This window comes from Facklamia lactis, assembly GCF_015863205.1.
Lineage (GTDB): Bacteria > Bacillota > Bacilli > Lactobacillales > Aerococcaceae > Facklamia > Facklamia lactis.
Genome location: NZ_JACBXQ010000001.1, coordinates 364,981 through 383,693 on the forward strand (window position 1 = coordinate 364,981; position 18,713 = coordinate 383,693).

Here is an 18,713-nt window from a genome sequence, read left to right on the forward strand (position 1 = left end):
TTAAATGGTTTACTTCCTACTCGTTATCATTCTGATGCTACTGATCTATCTCTTTCTCTATCGAAAACAAGTCCAACATATCGATCAAGAATTGAAAGAAATTCAAAAAAAAGAGTATACCAATCAAATGATCAGTCAGGAGATCCATAGTCAGGAATTAGACCATTTAATTACATCCATTAATCAAACCATTGAGAAGGAGCGTCAACTCAGAATTCAATTAATTAAACATAATGAACTAACCAAACAATTGATGACCAACTTATCTCACGATATTCGAACGCCCTTAACCAGTCTCTCGGGTTTCATTCAATTATTGGAGGAGAATCAAGACGCAGACAAACAAGCCCGATACTTCGAAATTATTCATCAACGACTTGCCCATCTCAACGATATGGTTAATGACTTATTCTTATATATGAAATTAAACAATTTAGAGGTCAGTCATGAACTCACCCCCATCGATTGGAATGAATTCATCAAACAACAACTCATTAGCTACTATGATTTGTTGACCTCTCAGAACATTCAGCTCGAAATGAAACTCCCAGAAAATCCTGCTTGGATTCTAGCTAATTATCAATTACTAGTTCGCGTTCACGACAACATTCTAAACAACATTATCAAGCACCATGGAAATAATATTGTGTTAGAACTACAAATTATTAAAGATTACGCGCTACTCAAAGTCACAAATGATATCATCATTCAATCTGAGGAACACTCTACTCACTCTAACAATAATAGCGGTTTAGGTTTAGCGATTATTCAAACAGCTATTGATAAAATGAAAGGACAAGTTGAAATTAGAGAAGAAACGGATCAATTTTCTATTATGATCACGCTACCCATTCAAGCGAATAAAATATCATAAACCCTAACAAATCAAAACAAAAAGAACCAGATTCTCTTCTGGTTCTTTTATAGCTTTAATTGGATTTATTTAGGCGAGACAAGAATTTTGACTTGTGACTTATCTTTGGTAAGTTCTTCAAAGCCCTGCTCTACGATATCATCAATCACAATTTTTTTAGTGACTAATTTTTCAGCTGGGAAATAGCCTTTTTCCATTAACTCTAAGACATTTGGGAAAATATGACGATAGGCAATGATCCCTTTCATTGTCTTTTCACCAATTGCTAGTTCATTAGGATGAATTGAAGCTTCTTGTTCCCAAATCGAAACAACCATACATTCTCCAGCTTTATGAACGGATTCCAAAGCCTGCTTCAGAACAACCGGCACTCCGGTAACTTCATATGATACATCTACACCGCCATTGGTCATTCTCTGAATCGCAGCAACCATCTCTTCGCCTTCTTCCGGACGAACGACAATCGCTCCTAAGTCTTCGGCAATTGCTTGCCGTTCTGGAGATAACTCAATTGCATAAATTTTTGAAGCACCAGCTGCTCTTAAGGCTTCAATGACTAGTAATCCGATGGGCCCACAACCAAATACAGCTGCTGTATCGCCCGCTTTTAATGCTGATTGACGAACAGCATATAAGGCCACTGCAGAAGGTTCTGTTAGGGCTGCTTGCTCATAACTAAGCCCTTCTGGAATAATGTGAGCAAGCTCTCCATCACAAACACAGAATTCAGCAAAACCTCCATCTGCTCCTAAACCAACGAAATTCAGATTTGGATCAAGGTTATAATCACCGATTAAGCCATGCTCCGCAATAATCGGTTCAATGGCTACTCGATCTCCCACTTTAACTTTTGTAACGGCTTGTCCTACTTCCACTACCTCTCCACAGAATTCATGTCCCATAGTGAGCGGAGCCTTAACTCCTGATAAAGGATGTTCCTTTTCAGCTGGAATAAAGATAGGTCCTGCCAAGTATTCATGCAAGTCTGATCCACAAATACCTGTGTATTTGATCGCAATCTTGATTTGCTTTTCGCCCACTTCAGGGATTTCAATTTCTTCCACTCTTATATCTTTAGCGCCATGCCATCTTGCCGCTTTCATTGTCATATAATTTCCTCCTCATGTATTTGTAATCATTTTATTCCTTTTAATACTCAAACACAAAAATTTTAACCTGATAATTTATACAAATAAATAATACTCCCCAACACTTCTGCTTATGCTCAAATTAAAAAGTCATGTTGATCAACATGACTTTCTTCGTTTGCTTATGGGTTTGTTTCAAACTTCTTCCAATCCGCCAAAAATCCTTCAATTCCCTTATCTGTGAGCGGATGACTCCATAATTTAGGGAATAAAGAACCTGGAATGGTAGCAATATGCGCTCCAGCGATAGCTGAATTTTCAGCATGACCAATATGGCGAACACTCGCTGCAATTATTTCTGACTCTAAACCATAATTATCCAAAACAATTCTCAACTCTTCAATCAAATGCATTCCATCTTGCCCCATGTCATCAATTCGACCAATGAAAGGACTGATATAAGTCGCTCCCGCCTTAGCAGCCATCAAACCTTGAGCTACTGAAAAAATCAGAGTGACATTGGTTTTGATCCCTTCTTTAGAGAGCGTGTTAACCGCTTTAAGTCCAGCCTCCGTCATCGGAATTTTTACAACGACATTATCGGCCCATTGAGCCACTTGTCGAGCTTCTTCAACCATTTGATCATAGTCAAGCCCAATTACTTCGGCTGAAACGGGGCCTTCCACAATACTTGCAATCTCTTTGATGACTTCTTCAAATGGACGCCCTTCCTTTGCGATCAAGCTTGGATTAGTGGTGACTCCGTCACATAAACCTAAATCATTAATACGTTTGATTTCTTCCACATTGGCTGTGTCTAAAAAGAATTTCATTCCGTCCACACTCCTATTTCATGATAGTAAGCTTTTTCACTCATCTTATCCTCATTATTACCTTCTTTTCATGAAAGATCAAGAATATCGCCTGATCACAAAATAAAGCTCAATCGACCATAAAAAAACCGAAGAATTAAAGCTTTCTTCGGGCTCTTATCATAATTAACAATTTTCAAATTCTTTAATCATTTCTTTTTGTTCCTTACCGGATCCTATAACAATTGGTTTGAACCAGAATCGATAGTCTTGATGTTTTACCGTAAAGGTAACTTTTTTGTTAATCATGCCTGAAATTTTGAGATTTTCTATCTCGTCTTTAGCAATCGATTCATGAGAAATCTCTTCAAGCTTACGATTAAGCTTAACAATTTCAAAAGTCTGAGGATTTGATACAATGATAAACATTTCAGCAAGTTGTCTTTGATTAGAGGGAGTTGTGGATTGGGTAAAAGTAGCAACAGCATTTTCTTGACCATATTTTTCTTGAACTTTTGAAACATCATTCTTATTGATAAAGACTCGCATTCAAAAACCCCTTTTTGTTTTGATTATAGCATGAAGAATTTATCATTGTGACACAAAGATAAATATATTTTAAAATTTTATGTATTATAGAAACTTCTCCTTCTTTCCATGCTTATAATGCATCAACAAGGCTACTAGCCAAACCAAAATAAGCACATGATTATAATGAAAAGCGTCATATCCTCCTGGTAAAACTTCCGGAACAAAATTAATCATGGTATGGAAGATAATTCCTGTCATTGTTAATTTGTTACTTGCAAAGTATAAATAACCCATAATGATTCGATAGCCGATCGTCGTTAGAATTAAAATAAGGCTCTCCACAAGAGTTCGTTCTTGAGCTAAATAAGGAAATAAATGCCATAGCCCCCAATAAAGACCGATTAGGAAACCCGTCGAGAAAATATTATCTTCATTTTGAATCTTTTTAGTCGCATAGGCCGTCCAGCCCAATTCTTCAATAACTGCTCCTACCCAAAATAAAACAAAAATAATACCACTTTCCCTTGCTAGTCGATCGCTATGAAATAAATCTAAACATTCATTTTTAAAAATAAAAGCCAAACTGAAAATGATCGGCATGATGATTACTGAAACAACTATTAATCTAAAAGTTGGAAATTGATAAGTTGATTTCAACCATTGTTTAACACCCACTATTCCCTCTTCTTGGTAGATAAAATACCCAGCTAATAGACAAGGGACAATAATGGCAATGAAGCTTAAGGGAAGATTCAGAAAAAGCGGTTCGATCTCAAGTAAATTTAAAAAATAAAAAGGAACAGAAAAGAGAATCACTAAATTTAAATACCTTTCAACCTTATTCACTATTCACTTTTTCCTTTCCTTTTTTATTTGAATGAGTAAATCTAATTTTATGAATGAACATTATTTTTAATTCATTCATAATTTATAATAATTATTTTAAAAAGTCAAACTTTTATTGGAGAATTAATTGGATTAATTAAAAAATAAAGAATCTAAACTAAGTTAGATTCTTTAATAGTTCACAGCTTAAAGCGCTGTTAGAAATTATTTATTTTTTCATAGGCAATTTTACTAGCTAATTCCTTATCCTCTTTTGTCCAACCAAAGACTCCTCCCGTATGAATAAATAAAATGTTCTCAGCTTCGGCTAAACGCCCGTGCTTAATCTCATTTACCAGTCCATAAAAGGCTTTTCCCGAATAGCAAGGGTCTAATAAAATTCCTTCATTCTGCATAATATCCACATAAAATTCAATCTCAGATTCTTGCGCAATTGAGTAGCCCTGTCCAATGTAATGATCATTAATTTGGATGGATGAAAAGTCCTGACCTTGGTAGTCCATTCCTACCACAATGTCTTGGATAGCTTGTGTAAATTTTTCAGCAGAGGAACTAACCGAAAATCCAACTATATTTTTGGGTTCAGCTACTTGCTTATTCTCATACCATAAGCCTGCATATGTACCACCAGATCCTACTGCTAAAGCAATCGTATCAAATGTTATTCCGAGCGCTGTTTCTTGTTGAATAATTTCTTGATAAGCTTCACGATATCCCAATGATCCGATTGGATTAGAAGCTCCCACTGGAATCAAGTAAGGATATCTTCCCTGATCGTGTAATTTTGCTTTTAAAGCTTCCATTTCTTGAAACAGATCCCCTGCAGTCGGAATTAAATGAACATGCGCACCCAATAAATAATCCAGCATATAATTCCCCTCATGATGATAACTTTCTTTCTCAGTTAATATCAGATGGCAATCCAAACCTAGACGAGCACAAGCTGCCGCTGTCGCTCGACAATGATTGGACTGAATAGCTCCCACCGTGATAATCGTATCATGATGACTTTGGATGGCATCCGCTAAAACATATTCCAACTTCCTAATTTTATTTCCGGAAAGTTCAAGTCCTGTTAGATCATCTCGTTTAATATACATATTTTTATTATAGCAAAGACTACAGTAATCCATTTTTTGAATGGGGGTTGGCAAATTGGCTAATGATATTTTATCCATATATGATTTCCTCTCTTGACGTATTTTATACTTGGTCTTCGCTTTTATTATACGCCAAAAGCACACCATTGTAAGCTCTTTCATACAAGATGTGCTTTATTTTTAACTAACGATCGCCATTATAGATATTATTTTTGACAATAACGTAATCCACTTTACGGATTGAGGCTAAATCCTTTCCACCTGCATAAGAAATAGAGGACTGTAAATCTTGCTCCATTTCAATTAAGGTATCTGCTAATTTACCACGAGCTGGAATCATTTCTTTCTTACCTTCAATATTTTTGCGCTCACCTTTTTGATATTCAGAAGCTGAGCCAAAATATTCCTTATAGATTACTCCATCAATTTCTTTGGAAGCACCTGGGCTTTCTTCATGAGCTGCTAATAAGGAACCAATCATCACCATGCTAGCACCAAAACGAATCGATTTCGCAATATCACCATTGTGACGGATACCTCCATCTGCAATGATAGGTTTCCTTGCGGCTTTTGCGCACATGCGGATAGCAGATAATTGCCAGCCTCCAGTTCCAAAGCCAGTTTTTAGTTTGGTAATACATACTCGACCAGGCCCAATTCCAACCTTAGTAGCATCGGCACCCGCATTCTCTAATTCTCGAACGCCCTCTGGTGTTCCAACGTTCCCCACAATTAGAAAGACTTCCGGAAGTTGCGATTTCAAATAGCGAATCATCTTGATGACATTATCAGAATGCCCATGAGCAACATCAATCGTGATATAATCCGGAATGGCTCCTTCTGAACGCATCTGATCCACAAAGTGATACTCATTCTCCTTTATACCTAAACTAATGGAAGCGATCAACCCTCGCTCTTTCATTTGCTTAATAAAAGGTAATCGACTCGCTTCATCAAAGCGATGCATAATATAGAAATACTGATGCTCTGCCAACCAAATCGCTAATTCTTCATTGATCACCGTTTGCATATTCGCTGGCACCACTGGAATCCTAAAAGTATGCTGACCTAACTTAACTTCTGTCTTACACTCCGAACGACTATTGACAATCGACTTATTCGGAATTAATTGAATATCTTCATAATCAAAGACTTCCATAAATGAACCCTCCTATACTTCTCCATTACAAAACATTCTCTAGTATAAACAAAATGATAACGTAATGCCAGAAAAATTAACCAGACTAAAAGAGTCTATCTTTTTTATGACAACAAAAGATAGACTCTCTTTAATAACAAATACTATAAAGTATCGACCTGTTCGATCAGTGGCTGAATAGTAGAACGATCTGAAAAATCAAACGACTCATAATAACAGTCGAGCATTTTAGTAAACTGTTCATCCCGTTCTGCCACCGGTACTTTATCAAACGTAAATTTCTTTATCCCCCGCATTAATAAACGATGGATAAAAGACAATTCTTTAAAGTTCATTCCTCCCTGAAACTGATAAAAATGAACTTTATCTCTTACCTCTTTACTGAAATTATTCTCAATGATTTCAGTAAAATATGCTTCAGATGGAGAACGTAAGCCAACTGAAAAAGCAATCAAATTTTTATCTAGGTGTTCATCGAGCAATTTGCTTCCCTTCATTGTTCCCGCATAAAGGCTTGATCCCAAAATCAAAGTCTTAATCTTTGAAAAATCAATTTGACTTACTTGATCTAAAGGGACACAAGGACATGCTAGAGTATCAGCAATCCAGTTTGCGTATTTTTCAGTATAACCATATTTTGAATAATAGACGACGATTTTTGTCATTATGATGCTCCTTCTATGGCTGATTCAATGGATTTCAATATAGCTTTGGAACTTGCGGTTGCTCCACTGATCACATCAACATCTAGACTCTGTTCTGCGATGATCTGATCAATTATTATTTCAGCTTCGTCTCCTAATCCATTATCATGTCGGAAGATTTCAACCGCAGTCATTTCACCCGCTTGGATGCTAGTTTGACTTTCAACATAAACTGGGCCCACTTGATAGGATCCATAGTACTGTCCATCTTCTAACTGAGAAATTTGAACAGGACTAATTTTAATCAATTGGACTTGCCTTTTAATATTTTGAAAATAAAGGAACAAAAATAAGCCCACAAGCACTAAACTGAATAGCCCCAATTTAAATAGTTTCATACAAATCTCCTAAGTTTTGCTTAAGTTGTTCGAGGGTCTGATCGATAATTTTTAAATCACTTTTCGAAATTCCTTTAAACATTTCATCAACAAATTCCTGATTTTCTTCTTGATGACTCTGTTCCCAAGCTTTGACTTTTTCAGTCAACATAATACGAATTGCCCTTTGATCTTCCTGATCTTTCTCAATCCGAACATACTTTTTCTCTTCTAATTTATTAACCAATTGGCGAATATTTTGATGTGAATAATCGAGCGCTTGAGAAAGTTCTTTTAGAGTCGGTGCTTGATCCATAAACGTCAATGCTGCTAATACAAACCATTGTTTTGAAGTGATATCACTCTTTCGCTTGTCCATTGTAACCTGTAACTTATTTGACACGAGAAAAAGATTGGCAAATATTCTTAGTCTTTCTTCAAGGTTTTCAAATGATGCCATGTCGCCTCCTTAGTAGGTAATATATTACTTAATCAAGTATACTACTATTAAATAGAGTCCACAAGATGGACTAAAGTCCTAAAAAAAGAGGAAATAAATTTATTTCCCCTTCATCCGTTTCTATTGTTTTTCAGTGTATTCTAGCATGATATCTGATTGAGCATCCTCTACATTCCCTGCATAGTTAGGTGTTGCAATTGAGATACCGCCATGCTTATTATAGAAGGCATAGTACTCGACATTGCCATAATTTTGAAGTTCTCCCTCTAAATGGTCGCCAATTTTAATTTTACTATTGACTTGAACTTCACGTGTATTCTCCAAATTAACTTTAATCGTCTCAGTTGGAATCTCTTCTACTTCCATCTTATAGGTCGATAAATTGATATACTTATCTGCCGCCTCATCATATCGAGTCAACAACACCGTTCCATCTTTAAAATTAAAATCAATACGGTTCGGAATGTTCATTCCTTCTAAATAGAAACTCGCATTATCTAGCTCTTTCTCAGATACTTGGTAAGCAGACTCTGTATGGCTTGGAGCATCTTGCGAAGTATCAGAAGTTTCATCCTCTGAAGAGGCGCCCTTCATTTCCCAGTCAATCGCATATTCATTCTCTTTCACCCAACGAACATAGAATTGTTGGTGCTTCTCATAATCAAAATGATCTCGTGCATACTGCAAAGCCTCATCCACTGTCTTAAATACCTTTGAATCACGAACGAACTCCTGGCTTGATTCTGCAAAGCTTGCTTCTTGCGAATCTGTCGCCTCCACTATCTGAAGCCCTCCTAAGGAGCTCCCAATCGAACTCAACATTAATAAACTTAATCCTGATATTAAATATTTTATACCGGAATCAAATAACATCCACTTCATAATAGCATCCTTTCTCAACTCGTTTTATTTTGCTTCTAGAATTATCTTATTCAGAAGCGCGATCGATTACAAGCGATTCTAGAAGACTTCACAAAAGAGTCAAGCTTTTCAATCACTTCTTCATATTTCCAGCTTTTATTCCATCAATTCTTCAATACTTTGATCTAACACTTGCTTCAATCGTTGAGAGAAACCCGGTCCTGGTTCAATAATCTGGTCAGCAAAAGCCATTAAAGGCTTAAAGTTACCAATTTGTATCGCTTTTCTAGCTGATTGAAACATGGCAATGTCATTCTGATCATTTCCAAAGGCCACATATTCTCCACCAAAGACTTCCTTTAAAGAAGTCGCCTTATTGACCCCCAGTGGATTAATATACAAACAGCCTTCATGTTCATGGTAGGCAAGATCGACTTTACTGATCTGCTGCAATGACTTGATTGCATCGAGCCCATCATTCGAATCATCCCCAACAAAGATCACCATTTTAACAGGATGAAGCATCTCTTCAATGCTAATTTCTTTAGATGACGTTGTACGATCCACTGAATGAATAAAAGGAATTTTATTTGATAAATAAGTAGAAAAATTTAATGGATCATCCACAAAATAAGCAAGTTCATTGTCATGACAAATTTCCAATAAATTTTGGAAGGTTTCAACATCTAAAGGATAAGATTGGAGGCATTCCCCCTGTCGATAGATCGCCCCACCATTTAACGTTACAAGACAATGTTTATTCAACTGATCTCCCAAAATTTTAAGACAATCTCGATAAGAACGAGCCGAAGCAAATACAATCTCATGTCCCAACTTGACATACTCTAAAAGCAAATCTTTAATTGATTCTTCAATGGTTAAGCCATCAAAAGCAATGGTCCCATCAATATCAAAAATAAAACGCATCATTCCGCCCCCTTTTCCATCATCTTCTATCTTATCGTAGACCTGTTCTATAGCCTAAGCATTTCAGTCTTTCAATCATGACTAATTAATAAATGTTCGGCTATTAAAATATCCTCCTCATTTCAAGTAACTATTATGAATAAAATCTATAATTAAAATCACACCTTTCATTGGATTGGTAAGAAGGTTTTTATGCAAGGCTCAAAGTAAAAGCAACAAAAGATAATGATCAAAACTGCATTGACTTAACCGATCAAAGTGGGATACAAATCTTGTCAAACTAACGTTTAAATCAATAATCAATTGATCCATTCAGCCAAACTTTACGACAGAATGGAAGCAGTCTTAAACGAGAGATGGATGCCAGACCCATTATCATCTTATCGATCCAAGTCATTATCCTTATATCCTCTATATGATGCAAAATATCAAAAAACAAACAGGACTGTCACAACATACACTACAAAAATCCCCTTGCAGAGAAATTAATCTATGCAAAAGGGATTCATCTTTATCTCTTATTTCTCGATTATATATGTATGAATTAAATTTGCTTCAGAACTGGATAAGCTTTCAATTATACATATTGGTCCTCTTTCTCCTCGTCTTTAAAATACTTATCAACTTTGACTATTCTCCCTCATAAAGCGATTTATTTCAGCTAATACTTCATCAGTTGAAGTATGATGTAAATAATGTTCCCCATCTACCACTTTCACTGCTTGAATAGCTGTATTTGAGAATACTTGCTTTTGTCCCTCAATCCAATCAGAATCTTGTCTCAAAGTTTTTGAAGCAACAAGAGATAAAACAGGCATATCATTAGGATAATGTTCATCTTTCACTTGATAAGTATTTACACTCGCTTCCTCAAGATAACCGATCATCGACTGTTGCCAATAAGCCCATTTATTAACATTTATAATTTGTTTTTTTAGTTCTTCATCATATTTGTCACTCATGCTCTCCAACATATACGTAAAGCCATAAAAATCTGTCAATTTTTGATTCGATAGAATCAAGCGTAAAAACCCTACTTTATTTATCAACATTGGAGTGAGATGTTTGGATGATTCCGGTGCTTTGTCTGCTATACTTACTCGTGATCCATCAATATTGATGATTCCCACAATATTTTCAGGGTATTCCTTCACATAATCTAAAGAATATAAGGCTGAAATTGAGTGGTTAATTAACACAATCTTTTCATTTTGAGCCAACAAATTCACAACAGAATTAAATTCTCGATTTATCTGGTCTAAAGTTCTTTTTTCTGAAGGCTGATCACTTAAATTATAGCCTAACGGTTCAATTATCAAAATACGATAATTTTGTGATAATTCTCTTGCTAATGGTAAGAAATCAAGAGAAAAAGAAGGCGTCGTTAACCCTCCACGGTAAACTAATGTAACCTCACCTTCTCCAATATCCAAGTATCGAAATTTGCCAAAATTACTTTCAATTGCTTTAAAGTCTTTTTCCAAAAACTCAGCATATTCCGCTTTATCATGTCTGATTTCTTTATGATGATAAATTGAAGAACCTATCAAAACTAACATCACCATCAATAATATTGATAAAAGCATTTTTAAAATTATTTTAAAGATCTTTTTCATTTAATCACCTCATAGACTATCATAAATGATCAAAGAAAAAATAATTAACCAAAATGATCATAAATCTCTATTGGCCATTTCCAATTTAGAATTGTTTGATTAGACGTACAATTCTTGTTTTCAACTAATTCATAATGCATCGGAAATCGGTAACCACATTTCTCAAGAGTACTTAGAAATGAAGAAGATTTGTTAATGAACTCAATATTATTTTTTTTATTTAAAAATTGATAGGTGTGATTTCCTATATAGGAAAAGCTAAGATAGATCCCAGCTGGTAATCTAAATTGAGTTAATGAATGAGGGGTACTCTTTAAACCATAAAAAGCGGGAGTATATCCTTCTTCCGTCGTAATTCCAAAATAAGAGATTTGTTTATCGATCAAAAATGAATAATTCTTTACAAAATCAAAAGCAATTTCCGTAGCATTCCCATTTACCTCTTCGAATGTTTTTTCATAAAAAACAGAAAACGATGGAATAAATTCAATAATTGGGCACAAAATTCTGGATTGATCAATGTACTTTAGATCATGAAAGTTTTTATAAGTAATTCGCAAGCATCGTGGATTTTTCCGAAACTGATTAGGAGAAATACCAAATTCATTTTTAAATGCTCTTATAAAAGATTGTTCATATTTAAAATTTGATTCCATTGCGATATCGATGATTCTTTTTCTAGTATTTAACAATAAACTAAGCGAATTAGCCAGCTTGCGTTGATTAACATATTTCTGAAAGGAGATTCCAGTATATTTTTTAAATTCCCGGCGAAAATGTACTTTTGAAATGGGCAAATGTTTCATAAAATATTCGAGATTCGCATCAGAATTTTCTTCTATTAATTCAATCACTTCTTTAATAATTTGAACTGAATTCATTTGTTACTCCTAGTTATTTTGTGTCTTTAAAATTATTATAAACAAGTTTTATAAATATTGGTAAAATAAATACTACTTAAGTCTAATTGTTTTATATATCAAAAGCGCTATAATCAAATAAAAAAGGAGATTTTATCATTGGAAACCACTGACAGCTCTCAAACCCCAAAATTATGGTTGCTTCTTACTGCTTGCCTATTCATTGCTTTCCTTGCCATATCACTTAATCCTTCTTGGTCTCCCTTAATTATCTATCTTGCCATTCTGATTGTGAGTCTCTATCTATTGATAAAGAATAAAGATTTATTGATTAGAAATGACTTCTTTGAAGCCATACTTTTCTCTTCATTAACCGCCCTTGCCGTTACCCCTCAAATGTCTTTCTATTATTTTGTGGCCTTTATCACCTTCCTTGCTTACCTGGGTGCTATGGCGACTAATCGTCAATATAAGGGAAAGATTCAACTCATTTCCGACCACCCTTTGAAAGGTCTTGCTCTTACACTGGTGCTTGCTTCTATTACTTCCTTTATCAACTTTGTCTTACATAGCCTAATAGGTGGGAATGCCCCCCACTTCCTCTTTTCCTTAGATAACCTAATAGCCGCATCCCGTTTCGCTACTATTCCAGGAATTACTGAAGAAATTCTCATGCACTTGATCCCCTATGCCTTGGTGATTCAAGTCCTAAAAACCACCCCTCGTAGCAAGAAAGCATCATTCATTACCTATCTCATTATGATTCTACCTCATACACTTATCCATTTTCACTTATCTCAGATGAATCCCCTCAACATTTTAGTTTCAACTTTACTCTTAGGTCTCTGCTTTGGCTTACCCATGGCTTTTCTGATGAGAAAAGTCAGTCTGTCTTCTGCCATTCTCCTTCATTTCTTAGTAGATTTGATCAGATATTTGATTTTCCAGAGTTAGCATTCGATCCCTAGTATTTAATTATCAGATTAACTGTTTTGGGAAATTCTCAAACAAAAGTATCAAGTGAGAAGCGCTATCTTATTTTATCCTTATCGATTATATCGTCTCAATAATATTCTTGTCATGAATCGCGAATAATAATTGATAAAGAAAATAATTTATTGTATACTTTTATTAAGTTGAACTGAATAGTTGGACTGATCAGTGCAACTGACTCACTTACCAAGTGGAGGTGGATATGAATCATAAACTTTTACCCTTAACTGAGACCATGCACTATATACTATTAGTTTTAAGAAAAGCTAATCATGGCTATGCTGTTATGCAAGAAATCCAAAGACTCAGTCATAATACTGTCATTTTAGCGCCAGGAACCTTATACGGTGCGATCGAAAATCTATCGAAAAATGGCTTAATCGAACACGTTGGTACGGAAAATAGAAAAAAAGTGTATCTAATAACCCCCCTCGGAGAAGAGATATTAGAAATAGAAAAACAACGTCTAGAGCATATCATCAATTTATATTAGGAGACTCATTATGAAAAAATGTAAATTATTTTTCGACCCGCTTAAAGAAGAAGAATGGTTAAATACAATCCTGCAACAAGGCTACCAACTTATTAGTAAATCCTTACTCGGAACCTATGTTTTTGAACCAACCGATCAAGAATATATTGCACGTGTTGATTACCAAGATTGTTTTAGTAACAATGACTACGAAGAGTATCTAAATATTTTCCATGAGTATGGGTGGCAGCTAGTTGATGGTGATAAATGTGTACAAAACATACATATATGGCAGAAACTCAAAGAAAAAGATGACAATTTAAATAAACTAAATTCTGATCTCTATTCAAAAGGACAATTTTATAAAAGGATGAAAGATTACAGTGCATCTATGGCACTATTCACGGTGATGTATTATTTCTTATTTATTGACCAAATGGAAATCTATTTATTTCACCCAGAAATTTGGGAAATGAAAGGCCTAATGTTTTGGAAAGCCGCTTTATTTGAATTACCTTTTGGGATCTTGCGTCTACTGCCCGTGATATTATTTGTCGGATGTATTGCCTTCTATGCTAAAAATTATTTTAAATACAGGGACATTGTAGAAAGTATCGAAAAAACCATTAAAAACGAATCAAAATTTAAGGATTCTATAAAAGAAAGCAATCACACTCTTAAGATATTCAAAGATCTCCCAAAAGTTAAATCATTCAATTTAACTTTTGGGAGATCTTATTTTTTTATATCTTCATTTTCAAAAATTCATTGCTTTATCGTTCACTCATATATCGGTTCATTTCACTCTTCGTTAAAGTTCTTATTTCAGTCTTTGGGTACTCTTTATAATTTGTAACGGTAAATAGTGGCTTCTTAAGCGAACATTTTTTAGTCTTGTTTTTATTCAAATACTGGATTAAATCTTCTGGTTCAGGGAAAATTTTGTAGAAAATTCTTCCATTCTTGTCTTCAATTTCATAAATCCCGCATGATTTTTTCATTGAGAAATCAGCTGTCCTCAAATATAGCTTTGCAATTTCTAATGTTTTAAAGGGAAAATGCCATCTTTGCAGACCACGATGGGAGTCTTTTTCGATGCAAATACATCTTCCGCATGTGCCACAAATATATTGTGTATGATTTCTCAGACAATCACAGGGCTTTAGGAGAGGAGTTATTCTGCTTTCTGTTGAGTAACATTCTTCACACATGATCTTCCACCTCACTGTTTGATTCTCTTTGATCGTGTTTCAACCCTTCGTTGTTAACTTTCTGACTATTTTTTCGTCCGATATACCGATTGACCTTTTTTTGATAGTCGAGGTATGCTGTGCCAAACGTCTTGATAAGAAAAGGTTCTTCTACTAGTATAATTTGACAATGAAACAGTAATAGAGTAAATAATGTCACAACTAATAATAGTCTACTATAAAACATCAACAAAATCCCGATATAAACGAGATAGAAGCCTACAAAAGCTGGATTACGACTAAATTGATAGATTCCTTCGGTCACGAGTTCCGTTTTATCCGTTTCGGATACGCCAGCTCGCCAACTATCTTTCATATGCTCGACTGACACTATAAAAATAAGATCGCCCGCTATCGCCATCATCGCCCCTATATTGCTTGCCCAACCAGGCAGAGCCGAATAAGCACAATAAATATTAACCAATTCGATCATCACCACTAAAGCCGTAAATACCCGCATGGTTATTTCAATCATTTTAGGATAGCCTTCCTTACCTTTACCGATTTGATCCGTTTGAATGCCTTTGATCTTTTGACGAATCATTTTAGCAAAATAACAGCCATAAAAAACCATCAAAATTAAGATTCCTAACAGTTGATTTCTCATCTTTCATTCTCCATTTTTATATTAAGCGATCGTGAAGTTCTTTTCCGTACATTCCCCGCACTTAATTTAAATTTTTTATAAAAATTTTACTAATGATGATGGTGGCCACCTGATAGTTCATGAGTAACAGTACATGATACATTAGAACACTGTTCATGAGAGCTTTCAAATTCGATCGTTACGTGCTCAATATCAAATTTTGATAGCTCTTCTTTTACCCTTTTTTTCATGGCTGGATTTTGATTTTCAGTCACAATATGCATGGTGGCATAATGATGTTGACCGTCTAAGCTCCATAAGTGGACATGATGGACATCTACAACCCCTTCAAGAGCTTTCAAACACTTGATCAGTTGGTTAATCTCAATATTTGCCGGTGTTTTTTCTAAAAATAGATCTAATACTTGCTTCAAGTTCTTAAAAGCATTGTAAAAGATATACATTGCGATTGCGATTGATAATAAAGGATCCAGAATATACCAATTCGTCACTCGCATTACAATAGCTCCCACCAGTACTACTGCCCAACCTAAGACGTCTTCTAGCATATGCAAGTTTACAGCTTTTTGATTAATGGAATCCCCACCCCTCGTTGTATAGGCGGCCGTAAAATTCACGAATACCCCAATAACCGCAAAGATCATCATCCCATCATAATCAATTTTTACCGGATCAACCAAGCGTGTAATAGCATTGAATATGACAAAAACTGAACCCGCTAATAAGATGACGGTTGTGATTAAGCCACCTAACACCGAATACCTAGAATAGCCATATGTATAGTGTTCATCTGGCTGCTGCTTACTCTTTCTTTCAAGAAAATATGATAAGCCAATACTCATCGCATCGCCTAAATCGTGCACCGCATCGGAAATAATGGCTACACTCCCAGTTAAAATTCCCCCGATAAATTCGAAAATTGCAAAAAACAAATTCAGTAGAAACGCTATCAAAATCTTTTTTTGAGTTTGCATATGGTTCTCCCTTTCTAGATTTAATTGTCTGAATAAGAATTTAAGTACATTATCATCTTTAAGAACAGACATTTCTTACCTACTTGATCAACCAGTATCTTTGATTTTAATTCACAGAAAATTACATAAATGGTTTCAAATAAGTATACTTCTCCTCCTTTTATAGTTGACCGGTTGTTCAACTATATTATAGTTGAATACCCATTCAACTGTCAACCTCAAACTGAGGTTCAGGTTAATAATCTAGTAAGGATGGGACTCATTTTTAAGGTTGTATAGCTTGCACATGATACTTTTTAGAAAAGAAATGATTTAAATCTTTCAATCAAATGACTATTGAACTACAAATCCCATATTTAAAAAAATTTCTCAAAAATTAATATATAAATTGGTATGCTATCACAACATGGAAAAGATGTTAACGAAGAATGGTCTTTAATAATTATTTATAGTACACTATTCAGCGTAGTTAATTAATTTTTAAAATTTGTAATTCTGAGAGGAGGATTGTCATGTTGAAGTTCCAAATGCGTAATGTGGATAAAAAATCTACTGTTTTTCAGAAAAATAAAACAGTGATTACGCAGATAGATAAATAAAGAATTTTAACGACGTCCATTTTGATAAAGATATTTAATAAGTTTACAGATTAATTATATAGCTACATATTTATTTATCGATGTAGTCACTTTTTGGAGTGATTGCATGTATAAAAAAATAAAATATTCTCAAAATTTCCTTACCAACCAACAAATGCTTAATCAAATTATTAATCAAATTAATCTAAATTCTTTAGATACTATATATGAACTCGGAACAGGAAAAGGACATTTAACATCAAAAATAGCAAAAAAGTGTCACCACGTGTATTCAATTGAATTAGATAATTGTTTATTTGAATATTCGACCAAGAAATTTCAAAACAATAGTAAAATCACACTACTAAAATCTGATATATTACTATTCAATTTTCCGAAAAAAGACACATATAAAATTGTAGGTAACATTCCTTATAGTCTTAGTACAAAAATCATTAAAAAAATTGTGTTTGAGATCCAAGCATCAGAGATGTTTTTAGTTGTTGAATATGGTTTTTATAAACGATTACAAGATACCAATAGAACGTTAGGTTTACTTTTACAAACACAAGTTGATATTCAAAAATTATTAAATATTTCAGCGAATAACTTTCATCCCAAACCAAAAGTGAATAGTGTTTTAATTCAGCTTAAAAGACATCCTTCTGATATCGAAAAAAAGCATTGGCAGAAGTATAAATATTTTGTATCTAAATGGGTAAATCATGAATACCGAAACTTATTTACAAAAAATCAGCTACGACAAGCAAAGAAACATGCAAAGATTGATGATTTTAATGATCTGAAATATGAACAAATAATATCAATGTTTAATAGTTATCTTTTATTTAATCCAGAATAACCTTGGTATAAATTCTACCCATTTCAAAATAAATAGCCTCCCTAATTCCAAATAAGAATTTATCCCCCTTTACTGGACTAATCCAGTAAAGGGGGACATATCAGTATATAAATTAAACAAAAGTACTTTTATTTTGTCTCATTATTAGAAATTAATTTAACTCACCATCATCTTTAATACAAATCAATTCCAAACACATTTACTCCAAATATATAATGGACCTTCTCCCACTAACGCCTCCTAATTTTTATATAAACTTCTAGAAACTTTACAAATATACTCTATTGCAGATAGGGCATCTTTCTCTATTCTAAAAAAATGTGGTTCATTAATGTTTTTATGAAAATTTGAAAGTTCTTCGTTTCCTTCTCCTGTTAATACCAAAATACCATTGATTCCAGCATTATTAGCTAATAACATATCGTTCTTTATAGTATCTCCTATAACAAATGAACTGACTAAATCAATATTAAATTTATCTTTTGCTTGAGTTATCATCTTTACTTTTGGTTTTTTACACTCACAATTATCTATTCTTCTATGAGGACAAGTATAAACTTCATCAAAGTCACAATCGTTATTATGTAATAATTTTCTCATTTTCTCCAAATAATTTTCATACTCAGTTAATCCTATTTTTCCATGCCCAATAGTACTTTGATTCGTAACTAAGATATTTAAATAGTCATTTTCTCTAGCCTTCTTCAAAGATTCAATAGAATGGTCAAAAAATTCAAAATCCTTTATTAACGTCTTTGAATTTCCACCTAGAGTTCCTAATAAATCCCAAAATATTGCTTTATTCATTTTGCCTCCAACTTT

At 34.1% G+C, this 18,713-nt stretch carries 22 protein-coding genes; 6 read left to right on the forward strand and 16 right to left on the reverse strand.

Going from position 1 to position 18,713, the window contains the following annotated elements; all coding sequences use genetic code 11:
- The first annotated feature begins 4 nt into the window (after positions 1 to 4).
- Positions 5 to 874 (forward strand): sensor histidine kinase, encoded by an 870-nt coding sequence (locus HZY91_RS01620; protein ID WP_197114056.1) that lies wholly within the window; start codon positions 5 to 7, stop codon positions 872 to 874.
- 65 nt (positions 875 to 939) lie between these two features.
- Here the strand turns inward: HZY91_RS01620 and HZY91_RS01625 are convergent, their stop codons facing one another.
- From HZY91_RS01625 to HZY91_RS01685, 13 genes are all read right to left on the reverse strand, one after another.
- Positions 940 to 1,977, reverse strand: a complete 1,038-nt coding sequence (locus tag HZY91_RS01625; RefSeq protein ID WP_197114558.1) for a 2,3-butanediol dehydrogenase — start codon at positions 1,975 to 1,977, stop codon at positions 940 to 942.
- Between the two features lie 167 nt (positions 1,978 to 2,144).
- Positions 2,145 to 2,795 carry a fructose-6-phosphate aldolase gene (fsa, locus tag HZY91_RS01630; RefSeq protein WP_197114058.1) on the reverse strand — a complete coding sequence of 217 codons (651 nt, stop codon included), beginning with the start codon at positions 2,793 to 2,795 and terminating at the stop codon, positions 2,145 to 2,147.
- Positions 2,796 to 2,960: 165 nt separating this feature from the next.
- Complete coding sequence (locus HZY91_RS01635; RefSeq protein WP_197114060.1) at positions 2,961 to 3,323, reverse strand: hypothetical protein; 363 nt, start codon at positions 3,321 to 3,323, stop codon at positions 2,961 to 2,963.
- Positions 3,324 to 3,407: 84 nt separating this feature from the next.
- The gene (locus HZY91_RS01640; protein ID WP_197114062.1) at positions 3,408 to 4,151 is read right to left on the reverse strand and encodes a CPBP family intramembrane glutamic endopeptidase; all 744 of its coding nucleotides are present in this window, start codon (positions 4,149 to 4,151) and stop codon (positions 3,408 to 3,410) included.
- Positions 4,152 to 4,348: 197 nt separating this feature from the next.
- Entirely contained in the window at positions 4,349 to 5,329 is a 981-nt protein-coding gene (locus HZY91_RS01645; RefSeq protein ID WP_197114064.1) for a D-cysteine desulfhydrase family protein, read from the reverse strand.
- A gap of 106 nt (positions 5,330 to 5,435) precedes the next feature.
- A complete protein-coding gene (locus tag HZY91_RS01650; RefSeq protein WP_197114066.1) occupies positions 5,436 to 6,410 on the reverse strand; it encodes a GMP reductase in 975 nt (324 codons plus the stop codon).
- Between the two features lie 143 nt (positions 6,411 to 6,553).
- On the reverse strand, positions 6,554 to 7,075 hold the full coding sequence (locus tag HZY91_RS01655; RefSeq protein WP_197114068.1) for a flavodoxin domain-containing protein: 522 nt from the start codon (positions 7,073 to 7,075) through the stop codon (positions 6,554 to 6,556).
- Positions 7,075 to 7,452: an FMN-binding protein gene (locus HZY91_RS01660; protein ID WP_197114070.1), complete on the reverse strand. Its 378-nt coding sequence runs from the start codon at positions 7,450 to 7,452 to the stop codon at positions 7,075 to 7,077. Before HZY91_RS01660 ends, HZY91_RS01655 begins: the two co-directional genes overlap by 1 nt.
- A complete protein-coding gene (locus tag HZY91_RS01665; RefSeq protein ID WP_197114072.1) occupies positions 7,439 to 7,891 on the reverse strand; it encodes a MarR family winged helix-turn-helix transcriptional regulator in 453 nt (150 codons plus the stop codon). Before HZY91_RS01665 ends, HZY91_RS01660 begins: the two co-directional genes overlap by 14 nt.
- Positions 7,892 to 8,011: 120 nt before the next feature.
- A complete protein-coding gene (locus tag HZY91_RS01670; protein WP_197114074.1) occupies positions 8,012 to 8,773 on the reverse strand; it encodes a hypothetical protein in 762 nt (253 codons plus the stop codon).
- 135 nt (positions 8,774 to 8,908) lie between these two features.
- Positions 8,909 to 9,682 carry an HAD-IIB family hydrolase gene (locus HZY91_RS01675; RefSeq protein WP_197114075.1) on the reverse strand — a complete coding sequence of 258 codons (774 nt, stop codon included), beginning with the start codon at positions 9,680 to 9,682 and terminating at the stop codon, positions 8,909 to 8,911.
- A gap of 617 nt (positions 9,683 to 10,299) precedes the next feature.
- On the reverse strand, positions 10,300 to 11,295 hold the full coding sequence (locus HZY91_RS01680) for an alpha/beta fold hydrolase (RefSeq protein WP_197114076.1): 996 nt from the start codon (positions 11,293 to 11,295) through the stop codon (positions 10,300 to 10,302).
- Between the two features lie 44 nt (positions 11,296 to 11,339).
- Positions 11,340 to 12,176: a helix-turn-helix domain-containing protein gene (locus HZY91_RS01685; RefSeq protein ID WP_197114077.1), complete on the reverse strand. Its 837-nt coding sequence runs from the start codon at positions 12,174 to 12,176 to the stop codon at positions 11,340 to 11,342.
- 138 nt (positions 12,177 to 12,314) lie between these two features.
- On the opposite strand from HZY91_RS01685, the gene HZY91_RS01690 reads away from it, so the two are divergent.
- From HZY91_RS01690 to HZY91_RS01700, 3 genes are all read left to right on the forward strand, one after another.
- The gene (locus tag HZY91_RS01690) at positions 12,315 to 13,109 is read left to right on the forward strand and encodes a hypothetical protein (protein WP_197114078.1); all 795 of its coding nucleotides are present in this window, start codon (positions 12,315 to 12,317) and stop codon (positions 13,107 to 13,109) included.
- 241 nt (positions 13,110 to 13,350) lie between these two features.
- Complete coding sequence (locus HZY91_RS01695) at positions 13,351 to 13,641, forward strand: PadR family transcriptional regulator (protein ID WP_197114079.1); 291 nt, start codon at positions 13,351 to 13,353, stop codon at positions 13,639 to 13,641.
- Between the two features lie 10 nt (positions 13,642 to 13,651).
- Positions 13,652 to 14,476, forward strand: a complete 825-nt coding sequence (locus HZY91_RS01700) for a DUF2812 domain-containing protein (RefSeq protein ID WP_197114080.1) — start codon at positions 13,652 to 13,654, stop codon at positions 14,474 to 14,476.
- 347 nt (positions 14,477 to 14,823) lie between these two features.
- On the opposite strand, the gene HZY91_RS01705 is transcribed toward HZY91_RS01700, so the two are convergent.
- The gene (locus tag HZY91_RS01705) at positions 14,824 to 15,477 is read right to left on the reverse strand and encodes a methyltransferase family protein (RefSeq protein ID WP_197114081.1); all 654 of its coding nucleotides are present in this window, start codon (positions 15,475 to 15,477) and stop codon (positions 14,824 to 14,826) included.
- 89 nt (positions 15,478 to 15,566) lie between these two features.
- On the reverse strand, positions 15,567 to 16,451 hold the full coding sequence (locus HZY91_RS01710) for a cation diffusion facilitator family transporter (RefSeq protein ID WP_197114082.1): 885 nt from the start codon (positions 16,449 to 16,451) through the stop codon (positions 15,567 to 15,569).
- 512 nt (positions 16,452 to 16,963) lie between these two features.
- Here HZY91_RS01710 and HZY91_RS11180 point away from each other — a divergent pair.
- Positions 16,964 to 17,050, forward strand: a complete 87-nt coding sequence (locus HZY91_RS11180; RefSeq protein ID WP_369122501.1) for a 23S rRNA methyltransferase attenuation leader peptide — start codon at positions 16,964 to 16,966, stop codon at positions 17,048 to 17,050.
- Positions 17,051 to 17,156: 106 nt separating this feature from the next.
- Positions 17,157 to 17,891 (forward strand): 23S ribosomal RNA methyltransferase Erm, encoded by a 735-nt coding sequence (erm, locus tag HZY91_RS01715; protein ID WP_197114084.1) that lies wholly within the window; start codon positions 17,157 to 17,159, stop codon positions 17,889 to 17,891.
- A 240-nt stretch (positions 17,892 to 18,131) separates the two neighbouring features.
- Here erm and HZY91_RS01720 read toward each other — a convergent pair whose 3' ends face one another.
- Positions 18,132 to 18,698 carry a D-glycero-alpha-D-manno-heptose-1,7-bisphosphate 7-phosphatase gene (locus HZY91_RS01720; RefSeq protein WP_197114085.1) on the reverse strand — a complete coding sequence of 189 codons (567 nt, stop codon included), beginning with the start codon at positions 18,696 to 18,698 and terminating at the stop codon, positions 18,132 to 18,134.
- Positions 18,699 to 18,713 lie beyond the last annotated feature (15 nt).

Coding starts and splice junctions, on each gene's coding strand:
- erm (WP_197114084.1), top strand. CDS start 17,157: ATGTATAAAAAAATAAAATATTCTCAAAATTTCCTTACCAACCAACAA.
- HZY91_RS01665 (WP_197114072.1), bottom strand. CDS start 7,891: ATGGCATCATTTGAAAACCTTGAAGAAAGACTAAGAATATTTGCCAAT.
- HZY91_RS01720 (WP_197114085.1), bottom strand. CDS start 18,698: ATGAATAAAGCAATATTTTGGGATTTATTAGGAACTCTAGGTGGAAAT.
- HZY91_RS01680 (WP_197114076.1), bottom strand. CDS start 11,295: ATGAAAAAGATCTTTAAAATAATTTTAAAAATGCTTTTATCAATATTA.
- HZY91_RS01620 (WP_197114056.1), top strand. CDS start 5: ATGGTTTACTTCCTACTCGTTATCATTCTGATGCTACTGATCTATCTC.
- HZY91_RS11180 (WP_369122501.1), top strand. CDS start 16,964: ATGTTGAAGTTCCAAATGCGTAATGTGGATAAAAAATCTACTGTTTTT.
- HZY91_RS01650 (WP_197114066.1), bottom strand. CDS start 6,410: ATGGAAGTCTTTGATTATGAAGATATTCAATTAATTCCGAATAAGTCG.
- HZY91_RS01655 (WP_197114068.1), bottom strand. CDS start 7,075: ATGACAAAAATCGTCGTCTATTATTCAAAATATGGTTATACTGAAAAA.
- HZY91_RS01675 (WP_197114075.1), bottom strand. CDS start 9,682: ATGATGCGTTTTATTTTTGATATTGATGGGACCATTGCTTTTGATGGC.
- HZY91_RS01710 (WP_197114082.1), bottom strand. CDS start 16,451: ATGCAAACTCAAAAAAAGATTTTGATAGCGTTTCTACTGAATTTGTTT.
- HZY91_RS01670 (WP_197114074.1), bottom strand. CDS start 8,773: ATGAAGTGGATGTTATTTGATTCCGGTATAAAATATTTAATATCAGGA.
- HZY91_RS01625 (WP_197114558.1), bottom strand. CDS start 1,977: ATGAAAGCGGCAAGATGGCATGGCGCTAAAGATATAAGAGTGGAAGAA.
- HZY91_RS01695 (WP_197114079.1), top strand. CDS start 13,351: ATGAATCATAAACTTTTACCCTTAACTGAGACCATGCACTATATACTA.
- HZY91_RS01635 (WP_197114060.1), bottom strand. CDS start 3,323: ATGCGAGTCTTTATCAATAAGAATGATGTTTCAAAAGTTCAAGAAAAA.
- HZY91_RS01645 (WP_197114064.1), bottom strand. CDS start 5,329: ATGGATAAAATATCATTAGCCAATTTGCCAACCCCCATTCAAAAAATG.
- HZY91_RS01660 (WP_197114070.1), bottom strand. CDS start 7,452: ATGAAACTATTTAAATTGGGGCTATTCAGTTTAGTGCTTGTGGGCTTA.
- HZY91_RS01705 (WP_197114081.1), bottom strand. CDS start 15,477: ATGAGAAATCAACTGTTAGGAATCTTAATTTTGATGGTTTTTTATGGC.
- HZY91_RS01685 (WP_197114077.1), bottom strand. CDS start 12,176: ATGAATTCAGTTCAAATTATTAAAGAAGTGATTGAATTAATAGAAGAA.
- fsa (WP_197114058.1), bottom strand. CDS start 2,795: ATGAAATTCTTTTTAGACACAGCCAATGTGGAAGAAATCAAACGTATT.
- HZY91_RS01700 (WP_197114080.1), top strand. CDS start 13,652: ATGAAAAAATGTAAATTATTTTTCGACCCGCTTAAAGAAGAAGAATGG.